We start from the raw sequence: 20,353 nt of genomic DNA on the forward strand, positions 1-20,353 counted from the left end.
TAGCTATTTTGAATTGATTATAACCTCATCTACTATGCACACACTCTGAATTGACGATTCATAAAGTGCCAGCTATAAACCAATACAACTGCTAAAAATGTTATTTTTAGCAGCTATAAAATGCGCGTAAAATATATAAAGCTATGAGCGTAGGTACTTCTCATACTTTGATCTAAAATATAAGAAGATTGTTTACTATTATCTCACTTTGAAATGACAAATCAAGCGAGCGTCTGTAATGACTGTGGCTAATTCTATGGATTAGCCGTTATTTCTCGATAAGAACTTATCCAAATTTTGTATCAGATTATGTCATCATCAAACGTCTACTTAATATGGCTTATTCATCATATGATAGGGCCTAAATTAAACGGCTACTTTTTCAAAGCGAGCGATAGATTCAACATGGCCTGTATGGCAGAACATGTCCATTACACCCGCGTGTGTTAGACGATAGCCTTGCTCTAGCAATGCCTTTGTATCACGAGCGAGCGTTGCTGGATTACAAGAGACATAGACGATACGCTCCGCATTGAATTTTGGCAAATACTGCATAATCTCCCACGCACCAGAGCGTGGTGGATCGATCAACAGTGCATCAAAACCTTGATTGGCCCAAGGCTTGTCAGTGCAGTCTTGCGTCAAATCTTGACTATAAAATTCAGTGTTATTGATACCATTGCGGCGTGCGTTGTCAGCCGCGCGTTCGGTCATAGCTTCGCTACCTTCGACCCCAATCACTGAACCTGTCTCCCCGACCAGACGCGCTAAAGGTAGACTAAAGTTGCCCAAACCACTGAACAGATCCAGCACTCGTTCGCCTGCTTTTAGATCCAACAAGTCGCAAGCCAGCTTCGTCATTTGACGGTTTACAGATAGGTTGACTTGGGTAAAGTCAGTAGGGATAAACTCAAAGGTTAAGTCATATTCTGGCAGTTGATAATACAAGCGACCAAACTGCTCGCTTAAGTCGTCGGCATCGGTTAAAGCGATACGTTGAATGCTATCAGCACCTTTCGACTGCAGATATAGCTGCCAGTTACGCGCTGCAAAGAATACTTTTAGTTTATCTATATCCGCATCTGACAATGGTTCTAAGTTACGCACGATAAGGGCAACTGGCTGATTACCATCGGGCAGCTCAGGCAAATGCTCACCCATCGCAAGTTCAAGCTGAGCAATCTTGTCACGACTCTCTAATGTGCTGATTAAAGTCTTTAGGTTTTCAATCTCAAAGCCAATACGTGGGTCTAAGATATGACATTCATTTAACTCTGCCAAAAAGTTGCTCGAGCGCTCACGGAAGCCGACCAGCGCTGTTTCTTTTTTGACCACATAACGCACGCCTAGACGTGCTTTGGTACGGTAGCCAAGTCGGTCGCCAACGACAGGAGGTAGCCAGTTATCAGGAACTGCATTGGCTTGATGTACCAGCATCTCAGCAAGTACAGTTTGCTTAAAGTTTATCTGACCGTCTGGCTGCCAATGTTGTAAGTTACAACCACCGCAAACCCCAAAATGCGGGCAAGGCGGTACTGCACGTTCAGGATTTGGATTGGCAGTAATACTAATTGCATCCCCTTCTTCAAAACTGGCACGGCTATTGGTTATTTTGACCAAAGCGCTTTCGCCCGGTAGTGCAAAGCTGACAAATATTTTTTTGCCGTGTTTGTCTTCAGCATGGCCATCATCAATACCAAAGCCATTACCATAGACAGCAACGCCTCGACCATCGTGTGATAAGCCGTCAATATTGAATGGAATCGGTTCTGCATCCTTTAGACGACGACGCGTTTTTGATGATGGTTTAGACTTTTTCTTACTAGGCGGAATAGCAATCTTCTGGGTATCGTTCGTTTGAGCTTCATTCGTTTGAATACCACTGTTTTGTGATGTCGCATCAGATGCTATAGGCGTTTTTGAATCGGTGGGTTGCATAAACCTGCCTTAATAATAAATAACTAGAAAAGGGGAGTGAGAGCTGCTGATCGTATTATGGCTATAATGTGGGTGCCGATGACCAGTCAGCAATAAATTCTTGGTGCCGCAGACTACCATTTGCCTGGGTATACTGTGCCAGATAGTCGTAGCTCTGCTGTTGCCAGGCATCGAAGCCTGGTGAGGATAACTGCCCCGTAAGACGTAACCAGCGTAGATAGATAAGCCACGTGTTCATCACATCAGACTCACAATAGATAGATAAGGTCTGCCAGTCTCCACTCTCGACTAGAGCACCGACCATGCTACCATCAACGTCAGTCTTGCCTGGCAAGCCATACAAGCTGGCGACGATATCCATAGCTTCGCGGCGGCTGGCGCCGTATTGACTAAATCTGTCCATCAAATCAAGGTGACGCGTGTGGAAGCGATTGACATAGTTATCAAAACGCATGTTTTTGATGCGTTCGCCTTCTTCAAACAGCCATGGCGCCGATAAATCGTACTGCATCGCACGATATATCAGTACAGGCATGTCAAAGCCCGAACCATTCCAGCTGATGAGCTGTGGCAATGTCTCAACATCGCTAAACGCTCGAAAAAACTTAGCAAGTATGTCTTTTTCACTAAACTTATCTGCAGTTAACGAAAATAACGATAACTTGCCGTCTTTGATATATAACGCTGAGATACAGACAATGCGCTGTAGTGGCAAGCGCATAAAGTCATGCCCTGCCTCTTGCATCCGGATTGCCGTCAGTGCGCTCAACGTATCTGCATCGTTGAGCTGCGCCAGCTGCGGATAGATACGACGCGCAGCATCAATATCGGCAACCGTCTCGATATCAAAGACGAGTATAGGGTCAGATGGTAGCGATTGTGACATGAATAATCCTAACTATTTATCAGCTTACTATTTGTAAGCTAGCTGGTTATAAGCTTAATTGGTGGCGTCATCTATAGCGCTATCATCGACGCTGTATAGACCGGTTGATAAATAACGATCTCCACGATCGCAGACAATAAAAGCAATAACAGCATCAGGATTGTTTTTGGCTACTTGCGTTGCTGCCCAGGTAGCGGCGCCTGAGGATACACCAGCAAAAATCCCTTCGTTCTTCGCCAGTTTGCGCATATAAATCTCAGCGATATGCTGATCGACATCCATGATGTCATCTACCAAGTCTGCGTCAAAAATACCTGGCATATATGCAGCAGGCCAACGGCGGATGCCAGCAATAGAAGCTTCTTCATCGGGTTGCAAACCGATGATTTGGATATCTGGATTTTGTTCTTTTAGATACCGTGAGACACCTGTGATGGTACCTGTAGTACCCATTGAACTAATAAAATGAGTGATTTTACCGTCGGTTTGTGCCCACAGTTCGGGCCCTGTGGTTAGGTAATGTGCTTGGCTATTATCAGGATTGTTAAACTGATCTAACACGATGCCTTTGCCGTCGGTTTGCATCTGTAATGCCAAGTCACGCGCCGCTTCCATACCTTCATCCACCTCAATCAACGTCGCGCCATAAGCAATCATAGCGTCTTTGCGTTCTTGAGTTGAGTTGGTTGGCATTAGCAAGGTGATTGGATAGCCGCGCATTGCCGCGACCATGGCTAGCGCAATACCAGTATTGCCACTAGTTGCTTCAATCAACATGTCACCAGGCTTGATATCACCGCGCTGTTCGGCTTGATAGATCATATTAAAGGCCGGGCGATCCTTTACAGAACCAGCAGGGTTGTTGCCTTCCAGTTTAGCCAATAGCGTGGCACCATTGTCGATGTGCTCTTGCTCAGGCAGTCGCTGTAATTTGACCAGTGGCGTTTGACCGACACAATCAGCAAGCGTGGTCACTTGAGTGATAAAGTTGGTGTTTGATATGGCCGTAGCGGACATAAGCGATCCTTATTTATTTTTTAGAATATTTTTTGGGTAACCGTTTTGGATAGGGTTACTGTTTTTATTGTTTGATAATAATTCGAGACAGCTGCTTTGTATATTGGTTTATGGTGAGAAGCAAACCAAAACGTGAAGGCAGTAGAATACGCTCCCATACGTGTTGACTATGAGCGATCTATTGTGGCAAATAAAAAGTTGCGTCATTATATCATTTTGTTTTCAGCTGCGCTTATCGCATGATGGAATAATAGTGACTGAGCTAGCTTGTTAGTTGAATGGGTCTTGATGGGTGGCCTAAATACCAGTTGTGGTACAGCAACCTTGATTATCATCGAGGTTAGATGTAACTAGGATGAAAAATATGTAGCGGGGCATATCACTTTCGTATTGACTGCCGTATTGGGTAGAGTGGTTGTCTGATCGAGACTTAACTGAACTAGTATTAATGGTTCACCGTCATTTATAGAATCCTGTTAAGATAATCTCAAGCGTAAAACAATATATTGTGTGAAGAAATAGGCTAGCATAGTTAATCGCTTGTGCAGCGCATGTTAGAAGCAGCATCAAAATTCACTGCAAAAATTCGGTAGAGAGTAGGGCGAGCATGGCATATAGAAAACGTTTCGATACCAGTAGTGCTTATGGTCAGTTGGTCATACTGGTGTTTTTGCCCATTTGCGTGTTGGCAGCGGTGGGTGGTATTTTGGTGTTTCACGAAACCATGCGTGCTAGTGACTCAGAGCAAGAAGTGTTGGCTGAAGCGGTACTTATTCGCTATACACCAGTTATCGCTGAGCTAATCCCTGATCTGTTAGCGCAAGAGCGTCAGCAAATATGGAAAGGCACCGCTGGCGCATCGGAAACTGCAATGACCACGCTTGAAAGCATACAAGATAAACTTGGGCGTATGCAGTCTGAGCAGCATGTACAGCGTATCGCTATCATCAATGAAGGCAATCAGGTCTTGGCAACCGTTGGCTATGGTCTGAATGAAGAGTGGCCTTTAATCACTGATTCGGCAAGTTTCTTGTCACAAAAACCAACGCCGGTAGGAACAGCATATGGCAGTGTTTTGGGTGAGTTTGAAGGGCAGACCTTGTGGCTACTGGTCGATATGGACAATGAGCCTCTTTATATTGCCCGTTATCGTATTGCGATGGCACTGGTGATTACAGGTCTATTCACTATCTTAATTCTATTGCTCAGCTTAAATATCTACTCAAAACGTTGGATTGCGCCAATCTACGAGCTGCGCTTGCAGTTACAACGTACCCATGTCGACAATCTATACCAGCCTGTACCAGTCGAGTCAGATGGTGAGCTCAATTTATTACAGCAAGACTTGGTTAGGACGCTACGCCGACTGCATAGGAGTTTCCAAGAGCTAAAAGACCACGCCGAGCAGACCGAAGATGACCTGCGTTTGGCTTTTGATGAGATGGAGATGCAGAATATCTCTATCCGAAACGCGCGTGATGCAGCAATCTCAACCAGCCAAGCCAAGTCTGCATTTCTAGCCAATATCAGTCATGAACTGCGTACCCCGCTAAACAGTATTGATGGTTTTATCAACTTGCTGGCGCGTCACGGTGAGCTAAACCCTGAGCAGGATTTGTATGTACAGACCATACGTAAGTCTTCGGCGCACCTGCTCGCTCTAGTAAATGACGTTTTAGATTTTTCTAAAATTGAGGCTGGCAAGTTAGTGCTGGATCGCCATGAATTTGATCTTTATGACACGATATACGATGTGGTCGATATGCTCTCTCCTGTCTCTGCGGAGAAGGGTTTGCGTATGGCAGTACTGTTCTACAATGATGTGCCGATGCGTATCAATGGCGATGCACTACGTCTTAAGCAAGTACTGACCAATATCGTCGGTAATGCCATCAAGTTCACGGATAGTGGCGATGTGGTGGTGCGAGTGAGCTTGGATGACCATCGCGATAACTATCTGATGATTAGTGTGCAGGACAGTGGTAAAGGCATCTCTCTTGCTGATCAAAAAATGCTGTTTCAAAGCTTCAGCCAAGGCGATCCATCCATCACGCGTCAATATGGCGGTACAGGATTGGGACTGGTCATCTCCAAACAGCTGACGCGTCTGATGGGCGGTGACATTGGGTTTCATGACAATGCTCAAGAAAATATTGCCAATCAAGGCGCGACGTTCTGGTTCCGTATGCCAGCTCATGTCGATGTATTAGAAGCAGCAACTGGTCAGACCATTGAGCTACCAGTCTTGGCGCCGCTTGCGAGCGAAACCGATGAGTTTAACGTGTTGGTCTGGATCAATCATACCGCCTCAATACAAGTGCTCAAAGCAAGCTTGCAATACTTACCGATTAAGCTAACCCAAGCCAACTCACTACCAGGGGTACTTGAGTCACTAAAAGAATATGGGAATTTTTGGGATTGGGTCATTGTTGATGATGATACGCAAGACGACATGATGGCGCTGCTCAAACAAATACGTCTGCACTATCAAGGTAAGCTAGCTGTATTTGGCTATCAAGTCGCTGCTGACCAAGCGCTGCTGAACCGTTATCACGCTAATATCTTGTATGAGCCGTTAGACAAAAGACAGCTCTATGCGATGCTTGATACGCAAAACCGCAGCGTACCAAGTAGCTTGCAAGCGCCGCGCTGGAAAGGGGTCACGGTGCTAGCAGTTGATGATCATTTGCCAAACTTATTGGTGTTAGATGCACTATTGAGTGAGCTTGGTATTCAAGTCATCACAGCGAGTAGTGGGTTTGATGCTATAGAGATTATCAGTAAGCAACAAACCAAAAATGTCAAAACTGCCAAAAATGATAAGCATAGTCTATCAAATAAGACCCAGCTCTCTAAAGCAGAAGCGCGTGATGAAGTAAACAAGAAATCAAGCACTGCGCTTTATACTGAAGATGCAGGAGTTGAAGATAAAGCCGCTGCCCAAGACAAAAGTCATATCGATTTGATATTTATGGATATTCAAATGCCGCGTATGTCAGGTCACGAAGCGGCCAAGCAAATTCGTAATATTGAAACTGCTGATAGCCGTATTCCTATTATCGCGCTAACAGCGCACGGCTTAGCTGATGAGCGTGACAAGTTGATTGCCAGTGGTATCAACGACTACGTTGGTAAGCCCATTAGCCAACCGCAGTTGCTACAAGTGCTACAAAAATGGCTGGGACGTACAAGCAATTCGCCACAACTCACCGCATTGTCTCATACAGACTTACAAGCATCTGGTTTACCACTCACTGACCTACCAAGCTCTGATCTACAAAGTTTTGATCCACACGATAACGATCTACAAAGCTTTGACCCACAAAGTGCCGACCTGACGCATGTAGATCTTAAAGAACACGCAACGCAGTTTTCAGGTTCAAAGACAGCGCCTTATCCTATAGCCAAAGACAGTGACAGGGTTAGAGGTACGCTTGATACGATAAATCAGGCAAAAGATCAGGCAAAAGATCAGGCAAAAGTTACTCGGCCATTATCATTGAAAAAAATTCGGGATGATTACTTACGTGACAGCCAGCCTCGAGAGGATTATAGACGAGAGACGACGCGTGAGAATCAGCCACGCTACGGAGGGGTACGCCTACATAATCAAGGACGCGCGCCGTTATTAGACTCACAAGCGGCACCTGTAGCGTATGCTTCTGAAAATATGGGTGCGAGTATAGATGAGAGAGTTTATGAGCAAGCAGATCATAATCTGCATCAAAACTTACACCAGACCCTAAATCAAGACTTAAATCAACACAACGTAAGTACGTCCGAAGATACGTCTGAGATTTTAGACTGGCAAGACGCACTGACGCGATCAGCAAATAAACCTGATCTAGCAGCGAAGCTCATCATCATGATGATTGATACGATCAATGAGGAAAAGCAAGCATTGACTCAAGCATGGGAAGCACGTGACCGTAGCCTATTGGCACAAATCGCGCACCGTATACTGGGTGGTAGTCGTTACACAGGTGTACCGCAGTTGCGTCAGGCCAGTCAGGACCTAGAGGACAAGTGCTTATTAAATGTGCAGCATACAACGCCAGTACAGTTTGCGATGATTGAGCCGTATTACGAGGCACTACTTACAGCGCTGAATAATTTACAGAGTCTTGATTTGTCTGCTTATCCGCAGCTCAACTATCATCGATTGAGCGAAAACGATATGACATGGAAAATGATATAAAGCGATCCATCATCCCGTTATTTGACTATTTACGATTTGACCAGCTATAGCTTGACTATTTATGGTTTAACACTAAAGCCACTGGCTTTTGTAGAGCTACTTATTGCTAGTAGCCAAATGACTTGTGCATCTCTTCAATTGGTGCATCTCTTCAAACAGACATCTCATATCGTACCGTGGCAGTCAGTTATTGCTACGGTAGAGTAGGGGTAAGCCTGCTAATATTATAACCACTACTATATTTATATTATTTCATTGATAAGGACTGTTATGAACGCGATTGCAAGTTACCAATACGAGACGTTACAGGTGAGTATTGTAGACAATATACTAACGGTCACCTTGAATCGTCCACACAAAAAAAATGCCATGAGCTTTCAAGTGATTGATGAGTTGATTACTTTGGCAGATCGAATCAGCAAAGACAAAACAATACGCGCCGTTATTTTGAAAGGTGCAGAAGGTACATTCTGTGCAGGTATTGATTTGGGTGATCTAAATCATCCAAAAAATAAAGCCTTTGCTATTTGGGAGTTGATCAAGCCTTGGCAAAGCTCGTTCCAACGAGTTTGTCTGGTATGGCGGGATTTGCCAGTACCTGTCATTGCGGTATTAGAAGGCTACTGTATTGGTGCTGGGCTACAGTTGGCCCTGGCTTGTGACGTACGCATCAGCCATCCTGATTGTCAGTTATCTATCATGGAAGCCAAATGGGGCTTGGTACCGGATATGGGTCTGACGCAATCGGCGTTTGGTGTGGTGCGAGAAGACGTGTTAAAAGAGCTGGCTATGAGTGCGCGCATCGTTAATGCCAACGAAGGTAAAGATTTGGGGCTCATTAGCCATTGTAGCGATACTCCGCTGGAGCAAGCACAAGAGCTAGCGGCTGAGTTTGCTGAACGTTCCCCTGATGCGGTGTTAGCAAGCAAGCGAGTCATCAATGCGATGTACGAGCAACCTACGGCAACCTTATACAAAGAAAAAGTGTGGCAGTTTAAGATGATGATCGGACGTAATCGTAAGCTTGCACTTAGAAAAGCAAAACAAGCCAGTACCGTATTTGGTAAACGCCAGTTCCGCTAATATGCTTTTACTTTAATGAGAGATAAATGAGATAGGTTAAATAGTTTCTTCCAAGCTATCTAACCTAAATATTTCTAATCTCAATATTTTTATACCCGTACTTTTTAAACAGTATTTTTAGCCCTGTTTAGGCAAAAGATATACCAGACATATTTTGACAAAAAATTTGATTGTTTTTTAGTTGTTAAGGGATGTTTCACTAGCAGTTCACAGCTATTGAAATACAGGCAGATAGCACGATATAACACTGTCCGCTTGCACAGATGCAGGTAAAGATGCACTATTGTTGTTAAAAGTGCCTCTCTACTCTACGCCTATAATAAGCACCTAAACACCAAAGCAATCATCACTATATAAAACGGTCCAAATATGTCTGTCTCAAAACCCTCCCTCCCCAATAAGCCTATCGCTTCTGAACGCGTACGCTCTGCTGATCTGCCTGTCGCCTGGATTATGATGCTTGGGTTGATGGTTGCGGTAGGGCCCTTGTCTATAGACATGTACCTACCTGCATTGCCCTCGATGGCAGATGATTTTGGCGTATCTACGGCATTTATGGCCAACTCTGTGCCAGCGTATTTTTTAGGTCTGGTATTTGGGCAGCTATTCTATGGGCCTTTTAGCGATCGTGTTGGTCGCGTCAAACCATTATATATAGGTATGACGCTGTATGTGATTGCCTCTATCTTGTGTGCAACCACCAATAACGAATACGTGCTGTTTGCAGGTCGTACTTTGCAAGCTTTAGGCGCTTGTGTAGGGGCAGTGGTGACGCGTGCTGCTATTCGTGATCGTCTCACAGCCAAACAGACTGCAAAAGCCTTTTCAATCATGATATTGGTCATGGGCTTAGCACCTATATTGGCGCCATCACTAGGAGCATTATTCCTACAGTTCTTTGATTGGCATTCTATATTTTGGTTCTTAGCTGCTTTTGGTGCGCTAAATTTATTGCTTACCAAGTTTTTCTTCTTTGAAACCTTGACCGAAGAAAACCGTAATGTACGCCCTGCAAAAGAAGTGCTAAGTCAGTATTGGGATCTACTAAAAGACCCAACCTTTAACTATCCAGCCATTGGCGGCGGGTTATTAATGGGTGCGATGTTTGTTTATATCAGCTCAGCGTCTGAGTTGATCATGGATACGTATGGCGTATCAGCGACGCATTTTGGCTGGTTGTTTGGAATGAATGCAGCAGGTTTTGTGGGATTAACTCAGCTAAATCAATGGCTCACCAACCGATTTCGCATCTTAAGTATCTTGCGGTTTGGCGCGATGATGCAGGTTATCTCTGCAGGCGTGTTGTTTGTGATAGGTCTGTTTTTGGGGACAGATGCTTGGCTACCCTTAGTGCTAGCATGTATTTTCTTTTGTATTGCAGGTTTGGGTTTGACGCAGCCTAATGCTTCGGCAATTGCATTGGCATTTCAAAAGCGCCGTGCTGGTATGGCAAGTGCGTTACAAGGCTCGCTTATGTTTTCAGTAGGTATTTTTGGTGGGCTATTACTCAATCTATTTCCCGTCAATCCTGTACTCAAGATCGGTATTGCGATGTTTTCTCTTATGAGTATTGGCTCGTTCTTGATTTGGCAAATAGACCGTAATCTCAACCTTGACGATGCAGAATAGATAAAAACCGACAAAATAATTCAGCTATATTTCAAAAAGCCCTTATACGTTAAGCGTATAAGGGCTCTTTTATGCCTCGTGTTTTGTATATGCACAGCCTCACTATGAGAATCTATTTTCAAAAGTGTCATCTTACAATTCATATAGACAATTTTCGAAAACGCCTACCTTTAAAAAATCAAATATATCAGTAACCTATAACTAATTATACATAATCACCAAACATTATTATTGCAATTGTAATTTTAGGTAAGTATTATCTGAACGTAACTTTCTGTAAGTAAGTATTATAGGGATATTGCCTAACCTTTCTGAAGTGTCATTCAATAAAATGCACAACAACGCTAAGCTCTAAGGGTAGATTATGATGCAGTTATACCGAGTGTTACCAGTGATACTGAGTGTTGGCCTATTTGGCTGCGGTGAGTCTTCCACACAAGAAAACACCAGTACGACAGTAACAGAGAACAAGGACAGTTTCGTGAGTGAGCTGCCTGATACCGCACCAACTTTAAAAGTGGCTACAACCGGAACGATGCCTCCATTTTCGTTCCAAGACGATTACGGCAATATGCAGGGCATTGATATCGATTCAATCCGTGCTATTGGAGAAGAGCAGGGCTTTAAGGTCGAGTTTTACAAAGAAACTTGGCAAAACATGTTTGACAGTGTGGCCTCAGGTGGCCGTGATATCGCGATATCAGGTATCTCGTACAAAGACGATCGTGCGGTAAAGTACGGTTTATCTACCCCTTACTTCTTTAACCCATCCTCTATCATGTATGCCAAAAGCAATGTCACCATCAATGACATACAGGACTTGCAGGGTATGCACGTCGCTGCTATGGAAGGCTCAAAGCAAGAAGATCAGCTGAATGCTATGGGCAAATATAGCGATATGACCACACGAACTACCGCTTATTTATTGTATGAAGATTTGATGCAAGGCAAAGTAGATGTCATCTTGCATGACTTGCCAATTCTACAGTTCACTGCAAAAAACCATCCTGAGTACGATGTGACTATCGTTCCTTATGAAGGGCAAGACAATCCTTCAGCACAGCAGGTTATTTTGATGGCCAAAGGCAACAATGAGCTGATCAACAATGTGAATGAAGGTATTGCTAAGCTCAAGCAAAAAGGGACGTTTAAAGAGATTGAGACGCGCTGGTTGGGTGGTACTGAACCTGCAGATAATAGCGCTTCTGACACTACTACCACGCAATTGAACTAAGGAATTCTGCAGATGGCAACCACACCAAATGTTGACAACAAGCGCTATCAAGGTCTAATCATTTCAATTGCACTATTCTTATCTCTGATTGGTGCTTTGCTAGCGTTTACGTTTTATACCTCGAGTCTACTAGAAAGAAACACGGCTTTAATTGACCAAACCAACCAAGTTGCCAATAGTGCACAGGCCGTAATTAAAGATCTTTTTGACTTAGACAGTAGTTATGGTGAGGATACTAAGTCCCCACACATACAACGAGTATTGAGTCGTCTAGAAGAAAACACGGCACTAATTACCAGCTCTATTGCTGCAATCCAGCAGGGCGGTACAATTACAGATAAGCAAGGCAATAGTTACGATCTGCCAAACATTGATAGCAATGCACAAGCAAACATTGCCGCTGCCAATGAGCAATGGACAACACTAGAGCCTAAAATCCAAGCCTATTTAAAAGATGCTGATAATGTGATGGTGCCTTCTGCTGATGAATTGACTCAGGCAGTTGAACAGGCAAAAACATCAAGTTTGTTTATTAACGAATCTTTAGACAGTTTGACAAGAGACGTATTTGATAGCGCAGAGCGTCAAGCGACGACCATTCGTCTTATCCAGATACTGGGTGTTGCCGCGATCTTTACCTACTTCCTAATCTTCGTATTCTTCTTTGTACGCCGTTTGCGTGAGACAGATGCTGAAGCCTTTGCTGCTCGTCGCGAAACGCAAGAGATTATGGAGACAGTAAATACCGGTCTATTCCTGCTTGATAAAGACCTAAATATTGGACAGCAGCATTCGCGCGCGCTTAACAATATTATCGGTTCTGATAGATTGGCTGGAGAGAACTTTACCAATGTATTGCGTGGTCGTATTTCTGATAAAGACCTAAATACCACACAGCAATTTATTGAACAGCTATACAACCCTCGAGTTAAAGAAAAACTGGTTGATTCACTCAATCCGCTGCATAAAGTCATGCTACACAACGTGTCGGATAACAAAAATCTTGATAACCGCTTCTTAGATTTTAAATTCTCACGTGTATATGATAATAAAGATATCGCGCGTATCTTGGTCAACGTAAATGATGTATCAGATGCCGTCTATCTAGAACAGCGTCTAGAAAAAGAGCGTTCACAAAACGATATGCAGATTGAGATGTTGACGACTATCTTGAATGTAAACCCAAAGATCATCAACGAATTCATTGGCAATACCCAAGCGCATATCGAGAAGATGAACAACATCTTAAAAAATCCAGGCAGCTCGCAGTACGAACTTGAGAACAAGCTAAAAGCGATTTATCGCGAGATGCACAGCTTAAAAGGTGAAGCCTCGGCACTGAAGCTGCACAGCTTTACCAAAATTGCCTCGGATGCTGAAGATAAGTTACATGCGCTGCAGAACCAAAGCCAGTTGTCTGGTAACGACTTCTTGCCACTAGCGGTACATTTGGATGATCTGCTCAGCCTATCAAACACTATCGCGACATTAGGCGAGCGTATCAATCGTTCAGCACCGCCAAAAGCAGCCACCACGCCGTTGACATCAGATGATGCTATGGCAACAAATAGCGTACCAGTCACTGCAACCCGTCAGCCTGTGAGCCAGTCAATCGGTAATATCAGCACTGGTGGCGGTTTAGACATTGATTTGGACAGTAATACAGAAGAAGATCGTTTGTCTTTTTATAGTGAGTTTGCAAAAGAGATCGCTGCAAGACAAGGTAAGCAAGTACAGTTAAAGAGTAATACACTGGCGCAAACTGACATCCCAGCACATCTTGCAAAACCAGTCAAAGAGATCAGTATTCAATTGCTACGTAACGCAGTCGTGCACGGTATCGAAACACCAAGCACTCGCCAAGCAGCGGGCAAGACTGACGTTGGTACGATTGATCTAGAAGTACAAGATAACGGTTCAGACTTTGTGCTGATTGTACAAGATGATGGTCAAGGTATCGACTATGACAGCATCCGAAATAAGCTGAGTGCAGAAGGTCGTTTTAGTGCGGAAGAAGCGAGCCAGCTCAGTCAAGGCGATTTGCTCAAGCAGTTATTTTCCTCTGGGTTCTCAACCAAAGAGCATGCAGATGAAGATGGTGGTCGTGGCGTTGGACTTGATATTATCAAAGCGCAAGTCAAAGAGTATGATGGCAAGCTTAATGTAAACAGTGAACTGGGTCAGATGACACGGTTTGTCATTACGTTACCTAAAGCTTAACTACAACAGTAAATATATTGTCAGGGACGACAAGCACTTCATTAAAGGTAATAGATAAGTTATGCATAAATTAATGATTGTTGATGATTCAAATATTATTAGAAACCGCATTCAGCGCGCGTATGATTCGGGTCAGTTCATGCTAGTTGCGACAGCAACCAGCGGGGTTCAGGCTATCGAAAAATTCAATATCCATCGTCCTGATGTTATTACGATGGATCTGACCATGCCACAAATGGATGGACTAGAATGTATCGAAAAAATCATTGCGATTGATCCTGAAGTACGTATTTTAGTGGTGTCAGCATTGTCCGATAAAGCCACTGGTATTGAGGCACTATCATTGGGTGCCAGCGGATTTTTGTGCAAGCCCTTCTCAGAAGAGGAGCTTGTCGAGTCTTTGTATGAGCTGATGCAAGACTAACACCATTCATCGACTACAGCAGATATCATTATGAAAGAACAAAAGTTACAGATTTTTTTAAGCATTATTAGTAATTACTTTGATCAGTTTAGCGGAGAAGAGCTCGTTGCTGATACGCCTTATTTGTTAGAAAACAAACAGCCAAAAGTTCATGATTATACGGGTGTTATCGGTATTTCAGGTGGACAAAAAGGCGTGGTGTACTTTTCGGCAACTCATCAATTACTATCTTCGATCTTAGATAGCATGGGTGAAACCGATAAGAGTGATGAGAACTACATCGATTTGGCGGGTGAAGTTGCCAACACGATCGCGGGAAATGCACGCAAAGAGTTTGGTTCAGAGTTTCATATCTCTGTACCATTTGTGTTCAAAGGTGCGCCCCAAAGTATTGTGTTGCCGAACGATGAGCGTTCTTTTATCATTCCCATCACTTGGCACTCGCAAGTTGGCGAGATTGTGGTTTGTCTGCAGGATTAATGGTACTGCTGCCACGTAATACAGATGGATATTAATATATTATGTTTAAAGTAGAAAAACTGGGTGTGTTTCTAAGCTCGATCAATGCGTTTTTTTCGCAGATTGATGGCTCAGAAGTGGCTATTGATACCCCTTATTTGAATAGTAACAAGACCGCGATTGGTTTTGACTATAGCGGCGTGATTAAGATATCAGGTCCTTTAGAAGGCTGCGTCTATGTCAGTGCGCCAAGCGTGATGCTGCGCGAAGTCATTAGAGTGATGGGTGAGCCTGACTCGTCAATCACCATGATGAAAGATTTGTTGGGCGAAATGGCCAATACTATCTCTGGTAACGCGCGTACAGAGTTCGGCTCAGAGTTTATTATCTCTCCGCCGCATATCGTTGAGAGTGCGCCTAGCGTCTCTTACTTGCCAAAAGACCGCCAAAGCTATATCACCCCATTCACTTGGCGTGGTCATAAAGCAGTGATTGGGATCTGTATTGCGTAATATATGCATAAAGTAGCGTCTATACAGTTGAATGAATAATAAAAAAGCGATACCAAGGTGTCGCTTTTTTTTATTTTGTTAGCGCTCTATTTTGTTTTTATCTTATTGATATGCTACTGATAAACAGCTGGAGATTCAAAGGCGTTATGTGATAAAATACAGCGCAGCTATTTTTATAATTCGCTTTATAGTTTGGATTTGAGTGTTTCTTGAATCTAATGATAGCTTCTTTTTTAAACCAACCAATGACACACACATCATGGCAAAAAATTGCTGGGTGTTTGGCGACTTGATTAATTTGTGAACCGTTAGTGCTTTACTAATGAAAACTAACCGGTAGCAGATGCGTGTCGCTAAATAGGCTGTTTTTGTGATGTGGAGGCATAACCCAACCAATAGGATATATTCTCATGGCTACAAAGAACCCAACCAAAATCGAAATGCGCGACTTACTACAAGCCGGTGCTCACTTTGGTCACCAAACACGTTTTTGGAACCCAAAAATGGGACCATACATCTTTGGTGCACGTAACAAGATCCATATCATCAACCTAGAGCACACCGTAAAAGCATTCAACGAAGCGTTGACTTACGTAAACGGCCTAGCTGCTAAGAAAAACAAAGTATTGTTTGTTGGTACTAAGCGCGCTGCAAGTGGTATCGTACGTGAGCAAGCTGCTCGCGCTGGCATGCCATACGTTGACCATCGCTGGTTAGGTGGTATGTTGACTAACTGGAAAACTCTACGCCAGTCAATCAACCGTCTAAAAGAGCTAGAAAAGCAAGCAGAAGACGGTACTTTCGCTAAGCTAACTAAGCGTGAAGCGTTAGAGCGTACTCGCGATATGGAAAAACTTGAGCGTTCACTAGGCGGTATCAAAGACATGGGCGGCCTACCTGACGCTATCTTTGTAGTAGACGTAGATCACGAAGCGATCGCTATCAAAGAAGCCAAGAACTTGGGTATCCCAGTTATCGGTATCGTTGATACTAACTCTAGCCCAGACAACGTTGATTACATCATCCCAGCTAACGATGATGCTATCCGTGCTGTGACTTTGTATGTAACTTCTATGGCTGATGCTATCATCGCTGGTAAAGAATACGCACAAACTCAAGCTGGCGGCAAAGCTGAGCAAGCACCTGCTGCTACTGAAGAAGCACCAGCTGCAGAAGAAGCTGCTACTCCAGCAGAGTAAGTAACTGAATCAAAAAGTTTAACGTTGTAAGTATACCTTGATAACGCGTTTATCAGTATTCACACAATAGGTTAAACAGCGTACAAGCTCATAATAGGCATGATGTAGTTTTACTCGTCATGCCTTGTTATTGAATAAAGCATTATTAATAACACCATGTGTATAAGCGAGTCGCTATCGGGCGAGTATTATCGTTCCTACTGGTCATATCGCTGTACTGTAGAGATGTTATCTGTTTGACATCAACTACGGTTATATTAGTAATCGTTCAAAACGAGCTGTCTGCTAGATTTTAAGTAATACCAAGATATCGAATAGAAATACAGCACTTAGAAATACAGTGCTCCTATAAATAACTATACTAAGGTGACTCTTATGACAGAAGTAAAAGTATCTGCCAAAATGGTAAAAGAATTGCGTGACCGTACTGGTCTTGGCATGATGGAATGTAAAAAAGCGTTAGAAGAATCAAACGGTGATGTTGAAGTTGCCATTGATAACCTACGTAAATCTGGTCAAGCAAAAGCAGCTAAAAAAGCGGGTAACATCGCAGCTGACGGCGCTATCATCATCGCTCAAGGCGAAGGCAAAGCATTCCTATTAGAAGTTAACTGCCAAACTGACTTCGTTGCAAAAGATGACAGCTTCACTGCATTTGCAGAAAAAGTAGCTAACCTTGCACTAGAAAACAACGTCACTGACGTTGCTGCTATCTCTGCATTGCCTTATGGCGATGGTCAAACTGTAGAAGAAGCACGTGTATCACTAGTACAAAAAATTGGTGAAAACATCCAAATCCGCCGCGTTGAAACGCTTGAAGGCGCAAACATTGCATCGTACCGTCATGGTCTACGCATCGGTGTTGTTGTCTCTTATGAAGGCGGTGATGCTGATACTGGTAAGAACCTTGCAATGCATATTGCAGCGTTTAACCCTGTTGCTGTAGATGACGAAGATGTTGCGGCTGACGTACTAGCACGCGAAAAAGACATCATCGAAGCAAAAGCAAAAGAGTCTGGCAAGCCTGACAACATCATTGAAAAAATGATCGAAGGTGGCCTACGTAAGTACCTAGACGAAGTTACTTTACTGCGTCAGCCATACGTTATGGACAATGAGAAAAAAGTTGGTGACGTACTAAAAGCTGAAGGCGTAAAAGTACTTGGTTTCAAACGTCTAGAAGTTGGCGAAGGCATCGAGAAGAAGCAAGAAGACTTCGCTGCTGAAGTTGCTGCAACTCAGGCTGCTAACAAGTAAGCACGACGTATATTGGACAAGGCTGCGGGTGCTCAATGAGCACCCGCAGCTTGGCTCTACTTTTTGCTTTAATCTAGAGTAGAGCATCCAAGCACAAAAAAGCCCGTTAGTCTTTTAACGGGCTTTTTTGTGTCTTAATATTTAGTTGGTGTCTAGTTAGTGAGTTCTTAGTTAGAGAGTCTTTAGACCTAATAGCATGTAAACTTAAATTTAGCGCAAAGCATCATAAGCTGAGTTAGCGTAGCTAGCACTATTCACATTACTACTGGTACCATAACTGACGTTTTGTAGACCGTTACCTGCAATGGTACTGCCTGTCTGATTGCTAGCGTTGATGCTTGCACCAGATAGACCTGCATCATTTTTATACAGGCTATGATAGCGGCTCATGACCTTTTGAACATAGTTACGCGTTTCTTTAAATGGAGGAATACCGCCGTATTTATCAACATTGCCTTCGCCAGCGTTGTAACCTGCTATGGCATACTCGACGTTGTTGTTGAAGCGGCGCATGAGCCAAGCGATATATTTGGCAGAGCCTTCGATATTATCGGCAGGGTTCCAAGGATTACTTACTTTGAATCGACGGGCTGTGGCAGGCATCAACTGCATGAGGCCTTGAGCACCTACTGGCGAGCGGGCATTAGGATTAAAAGCAGATTCGGTATGCATCATCGCTTTCATCAAGCCTGGATCTACGCCATGACGTTCAGCAGAGGCGCGAATGTAGCTGTCATAAGCATTGCGGCTGCCGCTATTGCTAGCAGCGCTGCTGCCATAACTGTTGCTGCTACTGCCACTATCATACGTTTTAGAATCTTTATAATAAGTGACTTTTACTTTTTTCGTAAATTTATCAAAATTTCCACTAGGGTTTACGTTGGTCAGTAATACTTGCCCACCTTTGTCTTTATAGATATACATATTGCCAGCATTGGCAGCAACAGAAAAACTAGACAGAGCAATTGCACTTAATAAAATAGGAGACAAACAGCGAGTAATCAAAGTAGCAGTATTTATCATAGTGTTATCACTTTTCATCGAATAATGGCAAATTGTTTTGACTATAGACGCGTTGTTTTGTGCGTTTAAGCGGTTATCAGTAATGCCGGATTTTGTAGCTCATCATGAACACAGCTACTCTGCGGATACCACGTCTAATAAGAACCACTTGCAATAGATACAAAAAATAATAGTTGCTTACTATAACATATAATAACTTTTTGCCGTATTAGATTGGCAAAATAAGTTGTAAAATCAAGTTTTTACCATCGTGCAATGTAAGGTGCGTACCATGCTATAGGTTCAGAGACTTTCGAGCGAAACCCTCATATCATGCGACCTCTAATTGCTTGCAGTCTATTTCAAAGTGAATGCAGCATCTTAACGCTCTAAAGTTTAATCATGATGACAATGTTTAAAAATAACGCTCAGAAATAGTATTTAGTTCAGGTAGTGTCAAAAATTAAAAACAGTGCTTAGAACAGAGGTTGCCACACATACCAAGATCAAAATCGTGTTCAGCAACGGTAAAAAACGACAACATAGCTATCGACCAGTTATTATAGCCTGTTACTAAAGCCAGCAGTTAGAAAGGTCTAAGTGTTAAGCAATAAGGGCACTGATAAATACAGGTACCCAGACAGCAGTAACCAGACCATTGACAGCCAGTCCAAAGGCAGCATAACGTCCAGCCGTATGACTGATTTGCCATGCCTCTACGGTACCAAATGCATGAGCGGCCAGTCCGAGCGCCAGCCCTTTGGCACGATCATCATTAACGCCGCGAAATAAAAAGCGCGCGACCGTGCCGCCGATGAGACCTGAGACGATAATGATAAGGTTAGCCATCGCTAATGGCGCTTTAATTAAATCTGCGACACTGAGTCCAATAGGTGTGGTCACAGAGCGGGTAGCGAATGCCAGTATGGTGTCATGGCTGAGCGAAAACAGATAAGCCAGCGACATGGGCAGTAGGGCGCCAACGACGCTAGCAATTGCAACGATTATAGTCAGTTTTTTGACTGGTAAGCCTTTAAAGTTCATTGCTGCTAGTGGCACGGCCAATAGTACAGTGACATATCCCAAGAGATGATCGAATACGGGCTTGGCTGCGCTATAGTAGTTGTTGTAGTCCCATTGCAATACAAACAAGAAGACCAGTACGAGAACGAGTGCGGTAATGACCATCGGTAACCAAATCAATTTACGTGCCAAGACACGAGCAGTCACGTGTGCTACTAAAGTTAAGAGTACAGCCGCTAGGGTCGCCATCAATACGCTATCAAAAGTCATAA

Annotated in this window: 15 protein-coding genes; 10 read left to right on the forward strand and 5 right to left on the reverse strand. The window is 43.5% G+C overall.

All coding sequences use genetic code 11. The features are described from left to right. Positions 1–366: 366 nt before the first annotated feature. The 3 genes from rlmD to cysM form a co-directional block, all read right to left on the reverse strand. The gene (gene rlmD / locus AC5JPY_RS09945; protein ID WP_443525457.1) at positions 367–1,938 is read right to left on the reverse strand and encodes a 23S rRNA (uracil(1939)-C(5))-methyltransferase RlmD; all 1,572 of its coding nucleotides are present in this window, start codon (positions 1,936–1,938) and stop codon (positions 367–369) included. Between the two features lie 61 nt (positions 1,939–1,999). Further along, entirely contained in the window at positions 2,000–2,824 is an 825-nt protein-coding gene (locus AC5JPY_RS09950; protein ID WP_443525459.1) for a 3'-5' exonuclease, read from the reverse strand. 54 nt (positions 2,825–2,878) lie between these two features. After that, complete coding sequence (cysM, locus tag AC5JPY_RS09955) at positions 2,879–3,841, reverse strand: cysteine synthase CysM (protein WP_443525460.1); 963 nt, start codon at positions 3,839–3,841, stop codon at positions 2,879–2,881. A gap of 607 nt (positions 3,842–4,448) precedes the next feature. Between cysM and AC5JPY_RS09960 the strand changes: the two genes are divergently transcribed. The 10 genes from AC5JPY_RS09960 (at position 4,449) to tsf (ending at position 18,056) form a co-directional block, all read left to right on the forward strand. Continuing rightward, positions 4,449–8,039 carry an ATP-binding protein gene (locus tag AC5JPY_RS09960; RefSeq protein ID WP_443525462.1) on the forward strand — a complete coding sequence of 1,197 codons (3,591 nt, stop codon included), beginning with the start codon at positions 4,449–4,451 and terminating at the stop codon, positions 8,037–8,039. 270 nt (positions 8,040–8,309) lie between these two features. Beyond that, entirely contained in the window at positions 8,310–9,122 is an 813-nt protein-coding gene (locus AC5JPY_RS09965; RefSeq protein WP_443525463.1) for a crotonase/enoyl-CoA hydratase family protein, read from the forward strand. A 369-nt stretch (positions 9,123–9,491) separates the two neighbouring features. Next, complete coding sequence (locus AC5JPY_RS09970) at positions 9,492–10,751, forward strand: multidrug effflux MFS transporter (protein WP_443525465.1); 1,260 nt, start codon at positions 9,492–9,494, stop codon at positions 10,749–10,751. 364 nt (positions 10,752–11,115) lie between these two features. Then, positions 11,116–11,985: a substrate-binding periplasmic protein gene (locus tag AC5JPY_RS09975; protein WP_443525467.1), complete on the forward strand. Its 870-nt coding sequence runs from the start codon at positions 11,116–11,118 to the stop codon at positions 11,983–11,985. Positions 11,986–11,997: 12 nt separating this feature from the next. Further along, entirely contained in the window at positions 11,998–14,205 is a 2,208-nt protein-coding gene (locus AC5JPY_RS09980; RefSeq protein ID WP_443525469.1) for an ATP-binding protein, read from the forward strand. Between the two features lie 61 nt (positions 14,206–14,266). Further along, positions 14,267–14,629 carry a response regulator gene (locus AC5JPY_RS09985; protein WP_087814005.1) on the forward strand — a complete coding sequence of 121 codons (363 nt, stop codon included), beginning with the start codon at positions 14,267–14,269 and terminating at the stop codon, positions 14,627–14,629. Between the two features lie 30 nt (positions 14,630–14,659). After that, positions 14,660–15,109 carry a chemotaxis protein CheX gene (locus AC5JPY_RS09990; protein ID WP_443525472.1) on the forward strand — a complete coding sequence of 150 codons (450 nt, stop codon included), beginning with the start codon at positions 14,660–14,662 and terminating at the stop codon, positions 15,107–15,109. A gap of 41 nt (positions 15,110–15,150) precedes the next feature. Next, complete coding sequence (locus tag AC5JPY_RS09995) at positions 15,151–15,600, forward strand: chemotaxis protein CheX (protein WP_319051887.1); 450 nt, start codon at positions 15,151–15,153, stop codon at positions 15,598–15,600. A 410-nt stretch (positions 15,601–16,010) separates the two neighbouring features. Then, the gene (gene rpsB / locus AC5JPY_RS10000; RefSeq protein WP_201607367.1) at positions 16,011–16,799 is read left to right on the forward strand and encodes a 30S ribosomal protein S2; all 789 of its coding nucleotides are present in this window, start codon (positions 16,011–16,013) and stop codon (positions 16,797–16,799) included. 375 nt (positions 16,800–17,174) lie between these two features. After that, positions 17,175–18,056: a translation elongation factor Ts gene (gene tsf / locus AC5JPY_RS10005; protein WP_201607368.1), complete on the forward strand. Its 882-nt coding sequence runs from the start codon at positions 17,175–17,177 to the stop codon at positions 18,054–18,056. 210 nt (positions 18,057–18,266) lie between these two features. On the opposite strand, the gene AC5JPY_RS10010 is transcribed toward tsf, so the two are convergent. Both AC5JPY_RS10010 and AC5JPY_RS10015 read right to left on the reverse strand, forming a co-directional pair. Continuing rightward, positions 18,267–19,079 carry a lytic transglycosylase domain-containing protein gene (locus tag AC5JPY_RS10010; protein ID WP_443525475.1) on the reverse strand — a complete coding sequence of 271 codons (813 nt, stop codon included), beginning with the start codon at positions 19,077–19,079 and terminating at the stop codon, positions 18,267–18,269. Between the two features lie 582 nt (positions 19,080–19,661). After that, a complete protein-coding gene (locus tag AC5JPY_RS10015; RefSeq protein WP_443525476.1) occupies positions 19,662–20,351 on the reverse strand; it encodes an LrgB family protein in 690 nt (229 codons plus the stop codon). Between the last annotated feature and the right edge of the window lie 2 nt (positions 20,352–20,353).

Source organism: Psychrobacter sp. H27, assembly GCF_059072655.1.

Bases quoted from the DNA above. Each gene is read 5' to 3' on its own strand.
- rlmD (WP_443525457.1), bottom strand. From the start codon at position 1,938: ATGCAACCCACCGATTCAAAAACGCCTATAGCATCTGATGCGACATCA.
- AC5JPY_RS09950 (WP_443525459.1), bottom strand. From the start codon at position 2,824: ATGTCACAATCGCTACCATCTGACCCTATACTCGTCTTTGATATCGAG.
- cysM (WP_443525460.1), bottom strand. From the start codon at position 3,841: ATGTCCGCTACGGCCATATCAAACACCAACTTTATCACTCAAGTGACC.
- AC5JPY_RS09960 (WP_443525462.1), top strand. From the start codon at position 4,449: ATGGCATATAGAAAACGTTTCGATACCAGTAGTGCTTATGGTCAGTTG.
- AC5JPY_RS09965 (WP_443525463.1), top strand. From the start codon at position 8,310: ATGAACGCGATTGCAAGTTACCAATACGAGACGTTACAGGTGAGTATT.
- AC5JPY_RS09970 (WP_443525465.1), top strand. From the start codon at position 9,492: ATGTCTGTCTCAAAACCCTCCCTCCCCAATAAGCCTATCGCTTCTGAA.
- AC5JPY_RS09975 (WP_443525467.1), top strand. From the start codon at position 11,116: ATGATGCAGTTATACCGAGTGTTACCAGTGATACTGAGTGTTGGCCTA.
- AC5JPY_RS09980 (WP_443525469.1), top strand. From the start codon at position 11,998: ATGGCAACCACACCAAATGTTGACAACAAGCGCTATCAAGGTCTAATC.
- AC5JPY_RS09985 (WP_087814005.1), top strand. From the start codon at position 14,267: ATGCATAAATTAATGATTGTTGATGATTCAAATATTATTAGAAACCGC.
- AC5JPY_RS09990 (WP_443525472.1), top strand. From the start codon at position 14,660: ATGAAAGAACAAAAGTTACAGATTTTTTTAAGCATTATTAGTAATTAC.
- AC5JPY_RS09995 (WP_319051887.1), top strand. From the start codon at position 15,151: ATGTTTAAAGTAGAAAAACTGGGTGTGTTTCTAAGCTCGATCAATGCG.
- rpsB (WP_201607367.1), top strand. From the start codon at position 16,011: ATGGCTACAAAGAACCCAACCAAAATCGAAATGCGCGACTTACTACAA.
- tsf (WP_201607368.1), top strand. From the start codon at position 17,175: ATGACAGAAGTAAAAGTATCTGCCAAAATGGTAAAAGAATTGCGTGAC.
- AC5JPY_RS10010 (WP_443525475.1), bottom strand. From the start codon at position 19,079: ATGATAAATACTGCTACTTTGATTACTCGCTGTTTGTCTCCTATTTTA.
- AC5JPY_RS10015 (WP_443525476.1), bottom strand. From the start codon at position 20,351: ATGACTTTTGATAGCGTATTGATGGCGACCCTAGCGGCTGTACTCTTA.